This window comes from Methylomagnum sp. (assembly GCF_054333355.1).
On record NZ_JBTEKS010000159.1, the window covers coordinates 1 to 9,272 of the forward strand.

General features: G+C 63.6%; 7 protein-coding genes. 5 read left to right on the forward strand and 2 right to left on the reverse strand.

Going from position 1 to position 9,272, the window contains the following annotated elements:
* Both ACXWUF_RS12890 and ACXWUF_RS12895 read right to left on the reverse strand, forming a co-directional pair.
* A partial coding sequence (locus tag ACXWUF_RS12890; protein ID WP_458495077.1) for a YqhA family protein occupies positions 1-273 on the reverse strand: 273 nt, incomplete at its 3' end.
* A gap of 157 nt (positions 274-430) precedes the next feature.
* Positions 431-1,483: a patatin-like phospholipase family protein gene (locus tag ACXWUF_RS12895; protein WP_458495078.1), complete on the reverse strand. Its 1,053-nt coding sequence runs from the start codon at positions 1,481-1,483 to the stop codon at positions 431-433.
* A 442-nt stretch (positions 1,484-1,925) separates the two neighbouring features.
* On the opposite strand from ACXWUF_RS12895, the gene ACXWUF_RS12900 reads away from it, so the two are divergent.
* From ACXWUF_RS12900 to ACXWUF_RS12920, 5 genes are all read left to right on the forward strand, one after another.
* Positions 1,926-3,260 (forward strand): alpha/beta hydrolase, encoded by a 1,335-nt coding sequence (locus ACXWUF_RS12900; RefSeq protein WP_458495079.1) that lies wholly within the window; start codon positions 1,926-1,928, stop codon positions 3,258-3,260.
* A gap of 461 nt (positions 3,261-3,721) precedes the next feature.
* Entirely contained in the window at positions 3,722-5,830 is a 2,109-nt protein-coding gene (locus ACXWUF_RS12905) for an alkyl/aryl-sulfatase (protein WP_458495080.1), read from the forward strand.
* 456 nt (positions 5,831-6,286) lie between these two features.
* The gene (locus ACXWUF_RS12910; RefSeq protein WP_458495081.1) at positions 6,287-7,474 is read left to right on the forward strand and encodes an aminotransferase class V-fold PLP-dependent enzyme; all 1,188 of its coding nucleotides are present in this window, start codon (positions 6,287-6,289) and stop codon (positions 7,472-7,474) included.
* Between the two features lie 107 nt (positions 7,475-7,581).
* On the forward strand, positions 7,582-8,553 hold the full coding sequence (locus tag ACXWUF_RS12915) for a 2-hydroxyacid dehydrogenase (RefSeq protein WP_458495083.1): 972 nt from the start codon (positions 7,582-7,584) through the stop codon (positions 8,551-8,553).
* Between the two features lie 6 nt (positions 8,554-8,559).
* The coding region (locus ACXWUF_RS12920; RefSeq protein ID WP_458495082.1) for a hypothetical protein at positions 8,560-9,272 on the forward strand (713 nt) is incomplete at its 3' end.

Below are 9,272 nucleotides of genomic sequence, written 5' to 3' on the forward strand. Positions count from 1 at the left end.
CGGCAGGGAGTCGTCCACGAACAGCGAGAAGAGGCCGAGGCCGGTGATGTAGACGGCGATGGCGATGAGGAACACGTCAACCGCTTCGATCAGGCCGACGGCCAGGGTCTTGGCGGACTTGGGGGAAAGCACGCCGTCTCGAACGGCGTCCACGAAAGTCTTTCCCACGACCAGCAGCTCGTACACGAGCAGGCTGATCGAACCCAGCAGGGTGCCGGCCACGGCCAGCAGCACCAGGTAGCGGGTCGAGGCCAGTATGTGCTTCAGAATCACGTCCTCCCTCCCGTGGGCGGGCGGGCCGACCCCGGTGCCTCCGGCGCGATGCCGACCCCGCCCGAGGCTGAGCAGGTTAGGGCGGCAACCACGGTGGGCGAAAACCTGAGCGAGACCACCCGGCTCAGTCCGGCAGTTTGCCGATCAAATCCATGTGCTATACGCCTTCCAGCAGATACTCCGGGCAGAACGTCGCACGCTGCCCCAAGGCCGACCCGTGGTCCGCGAGGAACGACTCCGCGCACTGCCGGCCTTCGTCGCGCAGCATCGAGAGGAATCCCCATTCCGCGTTGAGCTTGGACGAATAGCCAAGCTCCACCATTTTTTCGCTGCTGATCCGGTGCATGCGCATGGCGGCCCAGCGCGCCCCTTCGGTCTTGCCGGGGTCGGCGACCTGCCGCAGCAGGGCGATCATGCGCAACTCTTTAAGCAGGGAGCCGTTGAAGGAAATCTCGTTCAAGCGATTCATGATATCCCGCGCACTGCGCGGGGTGCCTGGCCGCTCCACCGGGTTGATCTGCACCAGGACCGTGTCGTTCGCGTTGCATTCCCGCACCAGGGGCGAGATGGTGGGATTGCCCGAGTAGCCGCCGTCCCAATAGGCCTCGCCGTCGATCTCGATGGCCTGGAACATGGTGGGCAGGCAAGCGGAGGCGAGCAGCGCGTCGGGCGTCACGTCCTCATTGCGGAAGACCCGCGGTCGGCCGGTGCGGACATTGGTGGTGGTGACGAAGACCTTGACCGGCGAGCCGGCCAGCCGCTCGAAATTGATGGATTCCGCGAGGATGTCCCGCAAGGGGTTGAAGGCGCCGGGGTTCATGTCGTAGGGCGAAAAGAGGCGGGAAGCTATGTCCAGCGCCATGAAAACCGGCGAAAAGTCCAGGGTCCAGCGACCCATCAGGATATCCAGGGGAGTGCGGCGCAGCGGGCTGTAGCGGGCGGCATCGGAGACCCGCCGCCAGTACCGCTCCAGTGCGGCGCGCGCTCCGGCGGCCCCGCCCTCGGCGTAGCCATCGCTGAACACCGCCGCGTTCATGGCCCCGGCGGAAGTCCCGGAAATCCCGTCGATGCGGATCCAATCTTCCTCCAACAGCCGGTCCATCACGCCCCAGGCGTAGGCGCCATGGGCGCCGCCGCCCTGCAGGGCGAGATCGAGAAGCACGGGCTTACGCGGCTCTTCGGGATTGGAACTTGAGATGGATTCGGTCATCTTGATACCTGAGGTTGTGGGCGTGGGATAAGTAAATTTGGCGGCGCGGGCTTGGTTGTAGGCTGCGCCAGCCCTTGTGGGATATTGCCCAGGGCAATCGCGCTAGAAGCGAAAACCTGTTTTTGGTCCCCCCTCACCCCAACCCTCTCCCGCTGGAGAGGGAGACAGACAAAGAATGCCCACATAGGGCGGCACCCTCGGGAATCACTCGGCGTTTCATGCGTGACGAAGCACTAGGCTCTTCCGCCGTTCACGGGCATCGGATCGGGCTTGGCGGTCACACTACTCTTCCTGCCCCATGGTTGACGATCCTGATTTCGGCCAGTCTCCGAATGAGGTAAAAGGGGCTTACCCAAGCGGCGGCGTTGCCCCGCCGCGACGCTTCGCCCCAACCGACTCCTTCAGGGGCGGCTGATTTCTTCAATCCCACAGGGGGTTCGGTATGCTTCGATGGCAGGCGGCATGGATCGCCGCGATAGTGGCCGTGGCGGTGTTCGCCGGATGTCAGCGCACCGTGCGCCTCATGCCGGCTCCGGTGGCCTTCGCCAGCGGTGAGCACAGCCCGTTCCCGGCGAATTCCCCGGTGGAAAAATCCAATCTCGTCGAGGTCTTTTACGCGACCAATCGCCTGCCTCTAGGGCCGCGCGGTTCCCGGCTCTACACTATCGTGCCCGACCAATCCCTGTACCTTGGGCGGGCCGTGGTGCGCATCGGGGCCGGGGACAAGTCCTGGGAAGAGCTTCATGCCCTGTCCACGACGGACCCGGAAAGCCGCCGCCCGGCGCTCAGTCTGGATTCCCTGGACGAGCTGGCCACCCTCCGGGATAACGACTCATCCATGGCTCTGACCGCCGAGGCGCACGGGTTTTTCGAAGCCATCAATCAGGCCTTGGCCCAAAGCCTCGACAAAGACCTGACCGTTTATGTGCACGGCGCCAATTCCAGCATGAAGATTGCGGCGGCCCAAGCCGCGCAGTATCGGCATTTCACCGGTCGCCATTCCGTCGTGCTGATGTTCGCCTGGCCTTCGGCGGAACGGGGGATGCGCTACTTCACCGATGTCAGGAACGCCCGCGCCTCGGTCCCGGCATTCGCCCGCCTGCTGGATTTTCTGGCGCGGCAGACCACCGCCAAGCACATCAATATCGTGGCCTACAGCGCGGGTTCGCAGGTGCTGAGTCCCGCGCTGGTCGAGCTGCGCCGGTTGCGCCGGAGCGATTCGCTGGCCGACGTGCGCCTGGGTGAGCTGTATTTCGCGGCACCGGATATCGCCTTTCCGACCTTCGTCCGCCAGTTGCCGCGATACATCGATTTCGTGCGGCGGGTGACGGTGTCGGTGAATCTGAATGACGCCGCGCTCGCCCTGTCGAGTTGGGTCCACGGGGTTTCACGGCTGGGCCGGCCCGACTCGACCGAACTCTCCGACGCGGATTCGGACTGGCTCGTCAAGGCGGCGGAAAAGCTCGATTTCGATGTGATCTCGGTGGAACCGGCAGTGATTCCAGGACTCGGGCGCCGCTCGCACGCTTTTTGGTACGAGCATCCCTGGGTGAGCAGCGATGTGATGATCAAGCTACTGTTTCACATTCCGCCGACCGCCCGTGGGCTGGACCGGAACCGCTACCGGGACCGCTTTCCCTTCTGGACGTTTCCGCCCGATTATGACCGGCGCGTGGTGGATGTCCTGCGCGAGTTGCGTTCCGGGCGCCCGACGCCGAAATCCGAAAAAGCCGGGGGCGGAACCGGGCCGGGGACGAATCCGCGACCGGCGGAATAACGCCGGGCATCCGGCCTGGAACCGGGCAATCAATCGGAAAACCTCGGCCTCCTTCCACGCCCGCCCAAGCGACCGGCGGATTGGGCGCCTCATCAAAGGGCGCCGCCGACGTATCAGGGCAATCGCGCTATGTGAATTTCTCCCTCTCGCCTTTGGGAGAGGGCGGGGTGAGGGTGTCAAAACAAGATTTCTTCCTTAGAAGGACCGAAGTTCCGATCTCGCGGTGGAGGTTGGAAAGGCTATAAATCCCTATTTTAGATACCCTCACCCCAACCCTCTCCCAAAGGCGAGAGGGAAAAAATAGCCGCCTCCGACATAGCGCGATTGCCCTGGCCGACGTATCCCTTCGATTGATATTTGGTGAGGCACATCGCTGGTAAGATGCCCGAGCCTGCTGACGCAGGCGGCCCGTGTGACGGATGAGCGCGGGTTTAGCCCGCCCACCGACAAGGAGAAGTCTTATGAAAAAAGCTGCAAGCACGCTCACCCTGGCCATCGCGTTGTTGGGCGCCGTCCATGGCGGCGCTGTCGCCGCGGCCGGTGCAGCCCGGGCGGGTTCCGAGGCCGCGCCGGGCCAGCACTTCCATCCCCAAGGCAAGCTGCCCTCGAAGTTCACGATGGCCCTGCGCAATGGCGCGAAGGCCGCGCTGCCGTTCGACGACAAGCGGGATTTCGACGAGGCCGGGAAGGGATTCATCGCCGCGCCGCCGTACCAGCGGATCATGGCCGATGCCGGCCAGGTCGCCTGGGACATGGCGAGTTACGAGTTCCTGCTGAAGGGCCAGGACTTCGAGAGCATCCATCCCTCGCTGCAACGCCAGGCCATCCTGAACATGGCCTATGGCCTCTACGAGGTCGTGCCGGGCCGTATTTACCAGGTGCGCGGCTTCGACCTCGCCAACATCAGCTTCATCAAGGGCGATACCGGCTGGATCGTCTTCGATCCGCTCACGGCCCAGGAAACGGCCCGGGCGGCCCTCGAATTCATCAACGGGAAGCTCGGCCAGCGCCCGGTCGTGGGGGTCGTCTACTCCCACTCCCATGTGGATCACTTCGGCGGTGCGCGCGGGGTGGTGGATGAGGCGGCCGCGCGCGATGGCAGGGTGCCAGTGATCGCGCCCAATGGCTTCCTGGAGGCCGCCATCTCCGAGAACGTATTCGCGGGCAATGCCATGTCGCGGCGCACCCAGTACCAATACGCCGTGCTGCTGGCACGCAGCCCTTTCGGCCATGTGGATCAGTCGATCGGCAAGAACGTGGCGAACGGCAATGTGGGGCTGATCGCCCCGAACCGCCTCATCGAGAAGGACTTCGAGGAGGTGACGCTCGACGGCGTGAAAATGGTGTTCCAAAACACGCCCGACACCGAGGCGCCGGCCGAGATGAACACCTACTTCCCGCAGTTCAAGGCCTTCTGGGCGGCGGAAAACATCACCGGCACGATTCACAATATCTACACCCTACGCGGCGCTCCGGTGCGCAATGCCTTGAACTGGTCGAAGCACATCAACGCCGCGCTCTATAAGTTCGGCCAGGAAGCCGAGGTGATGTTCGCTTCCCATAGTTGGCCGCGCTGGGGCAACCCACGCATCCAGGAAGTGATGCGCGCCCAGCGCGACGTGTACGCCAACCTCAATAACCAATCCCTGCATTACGCCAACCAGGGCGTGACCATCAACGAGATCCACAACGTCTACCAGCTTCCGGCCAGCCTGCAAAAGCAGTGGGCCGCTCGCAGCTATCACGGCTCGGAAATGCACAACAGCCGAGGCGTGATCAACCGCTTCCTGGGCTACTGGGATGGCAACCCGGCCACGCTCATCCCGCTCTCGCCCAAGGACTCCGCCCCGCTCTACGTCGAAATGATGGGTGGGGCCGGCAAGATCATGGCCAAGGGCAAGCAGCTCTTCGACCAGGGCAAGTACCTCGAAGCCTCGGAGATACTGAACCGGCTGGTCCTAGCGCAACCCAGGAACCAGGCCGCCAAGAACCTGCTGGCGGATGTCTTCGAGCAGCTCGGCTACCAAAGGGAAAGCCCGAGCCTTCGCAACAGCTTCCTGCAGGGGGCTTATGAACTGCGTTCCGGGCTGCCGGGCGGCATGCCGGTCAAATCGACCGGGCCGGATGTGGTCCGGGCGATGTCGACCGAGAACTGGCTCGACTTCCTCGGCATCAGCGTGGACCCCAAGAAGGCGGAGGGCATGAAGTTCGCCATCAATCTGGTGACCCCGGACAACGGCGAGCATTACCTGGTGGAGATGAGCAACGGGACGCTGACCAACATCAAGGGCGTGCAGGCCGGGAAGCCCGATCTCACGATCACCGTCAACCGTACCGACCTCGATCAGGTGATGATGGACTCCAGCACCTTCGATGACTTGATCAAGGCCGGCAAGGCGAAGTTCGACGGTGACCGCAAGCCCTTCGATCAGATCAGGGGGCTCCTGGTCCAATTCACGCCGGACTTTGAGATTCTCCCGGGAACCGCCGCCGCGAAAACAGCCCAGCCGCAAGAGTCGAACCCGTTCAAGGTGAATGACTTGGCCCCGGCCAACTCGGCCGGCGACTGACAGTAAAGGCGCAGCCCCCCTGATAAGGGAGGCAGGGCAATCGCGCTATGTGCGTAACGAAGCTGTTGTCCCCCCTCCAGCGGGAGAGGGCTAGGGTGAGGGGAAGTCCAAAAGGGTTTTTCCCCGCCGATCCGCCATGGATTCATATGCCCGTGAGGAGAAAAAGCCTGTTTTTGATCCCCCTCACCCCAACCCTCTCCCGCTGAAGAGGGAGAAAGACAGAGAATGCCCGCATAGCGCGATTGCCCTGGGTGTTGACTGAGCTTCGTTGCAAATCGGGAAGGGCTGGGCCGGATTCCAACCCGTCAAATCCGCTCAACAGCTTGGCGTCGCCACCAACCTTGAAGCGCCAATCCCCCCTGTGGCATTATTTCCGCCCATTTCCGAATTCCCCCAAGATCACCTCGGCGTGGTCTTTTTTTTTACATCCACCGCAATTAACAAGGTAGAAACGCAATGCCCGGCCGCAATCATCTTTATATCCCCGGTCCCACCAACGTCCCCGATTCCGTCCTGAGCGCCATGCATGTGCCGATGGAGGACCACCGCAGCCCCAGCTTCCCCAAGCTGGTCAAGCCGCTGCTGGAAGACCTCAAGCAAGTATTCCGCACCGAGGCCGGCCAATGCTTCATCTTCCCCGCCACCGGCACCGCCGGCTGGGAAATCGCCACCACCAACACGCTGTCCCCCGGCGACAAGGTGCTGGCCTACCGCTTCGGCCAGTTCACCCACCTGTGGATCGACCTCGCCAAGCGCCTCGGCTTCGAGGTGGAATACACCGAAGTGCCGTGGGGCCAGGGCGTGCCGCTGGATCATCTGGAAGCCCGCCTGAAGGAAGACGCCGGCCACGAAATCAAGGCCGTGCTGATCTGCCACAACGAAACCGCCACCGGCGTCACCAGCGACCTGCCGGGCGTCCGCAAAGCCTTGGATGCGGCCAACCACCCGGCGCTGTTCTTCGTGGACGGCGTTAGCTCCATCGGCTCCTTGGAATTCCGCTTCGACGACTGGGGCATCGACGTGGCCCTGGCCGGCACCCAGAAAGGCTTCATGCTGCCCGCCGGTCTGGCCGTGTTGGCGTTCAGCCAGAAAGCCCTGGCCGCCCGCGCCACCGCCAAATGCCCCCGCGCCTTCCTCGACATCCAGGACCACATCGTCCACAACGCGGGCGGTTATTTCCCCTACACCCCGGCCATTTCGCTGCTGTATGGCCTGCGCAAGGCGCTGGACTTGATGCTGGAAGAAGGCATGGACAACATCTACGCCCGCCACGCCCGTCTGGCGGAAGGCGTGCGCCGCGCCGTCGGTGGCTGGGGCTTGAAGATGTGCGCCCAAGACCCGAAGTGGTATTCCAACTCCGTCACCGCGATTGTCGTGCCGGAAGGCTTCGACGCCCGCGACGTGATGCACTACGCCTATCACCGCTATAACCTGTCGCTGGGCGCGGGCCTCTCGGAAGTGCTGGGCAAGGTGTTCCGCATCGGCCACCTGGGCGACCTCAACGAACTGATGCTCGCCAGCGCCATCACCGGCTCCGAGATGGCCATGCGCGACGCTGGGATTCAGGTCACGCCCGGCAGCGGCATCGCGGCGGCGGCGGAATATTGGCGGGAGACCGCCGCGCCGTTGGCGCCTCGCGGCTAAGTGCCCAGTAAACCTGTAGGTCGGGCATGTACTCATGCCCGACATTGCTCGCTCCGGGGAATAGCGTCGGGCATGAGTACATGCCCGACCTACAAGGCTGCATTCCCATGACCAAACCCAAAGCCCTAGTCACCCGCCGCTGGCCCGAACCCTGCGAGGCCCGGCTGCAAGAATTGTTCGACGTGACCCTCAACGCCGACAACCATCCCTTAAGCAAGGAAGAACTTCAGGACGCCCTGCGTAATTACGACGCGGTCCTCCCCACCGTCACCGACGCGCTCAGCGCCGACGTCCTCAGCGTCGAGCCACTCCGCTGCAAAATACTCGGCAACTTCGGCGTGGGCTTCAACCACATCGACATCGCCACCGCCAAGGCGCGGGGCATCACCGTCACCAACACGCCCGACGTGCTGACCGACAGCACCGCCGACATCGCCATGCTGCTGATGCTGGCGGCGGCCCGGCGCGGCGGCGAGGGCGAACGGCTGGTGCGCTCGGGGCAATGGACCGGCTGGTATCCGACCCAGATGCTCGGCACGCAAGTCACCGGCAAGACCCTCGGCCTGATCGGCTTTGGCCGCATCGCCCGCGCCATGGCGACCAAGGCCCATTTCGGCTTCGGGATGTCCATCGTGTTCTACAACCGCTCGCCCGTGCCGGATGACGTGATCGCTCACTTCAACACCCGATCCGCCGCCAGCATTGAAGATGTGCTGCAAGCGTCCGATTTCGTTTCCCTGCACTGCCCCGGCAGCCCGGAGAACCGCCATCTCATCAACGCCGAACGCTTGGCGCTGATGAAGCCTTCGGCCATCCTCATCAACACGGCGCGGGGCGATGTGGTGGATAGTGAGGCGCTGATTAAGGCACTCAAAAACAAGACCATCGCCGCCGCCGGGCTGGATGTGTACGAAGGCGAACCCCGGCTGAATCCCGGTTTCCTCGACCTGGACAACGCCGTCCTGTTGCCCCATCTGGGCAGCGCTACCCAGGAAACCCGCGTGGCGATGGGAATGCGGGTGATTGAAAACGTCGCGGCTTTCTTCAATGGCGAAACGCCACGGGACCAGGTGGTTTGAACCGCAATGGGTGATGATTTCCCCCTCACCCCAACCCTCTCCCTCAGGGAGAGCGAGCAAATAGCACTCTGGCCGGAAGGAATACTCTCCCCGGACAAATACGCCGAACGGTGGGGGCAGCTTAAACCGGCCTTCCGGGCGCGGATGGCGGAACAGCGCATCCCGGCAGAACTGGCCGACGAACTCGCGGGCATTTATTTACCGCTGGCCGCGTGGATTCAGCGCCAGCGAGGCCCACAATCTCTGGTTGTCGGCGTGAACGGCGCTCAAGGCTCGGGCAAATCCACCCTGTGCGATTTCCTGAGGCTCGTGCTGAAAGAAGCCCACGGCCTCCGCGTGGCGGGCTTCTCCATCGACGACCTCTACAAGACTCGCGCCGAGCGGGAATGGCTGGTCCGCGAGGTTCATCCGCTGCTCATCACGCGGGGCGTGCCCGGCACCCATGACGTTGATTTAGGACTCGCCACGCTCCACGCCCTCCAATCCGCCCAACCGGGCGACCTGACCGCCCTGCCCGCCTTCGACAAGGCCCGCGACGACCGCCGCCCCAAAGCGGACTGGCCGCGCTTCCGGGGCCGACCGGACATCATCATTTTCGAGGGCTGGTGCGTGGGCACCGCGCCGCAAACGGATCAAGCACTGGCTGAACCCGTGAACGAGCTGGAGAAAAACGAGGACGTCGACGGCGCGTGGCGGCGTTATGTCAACGCGCAGCTAAA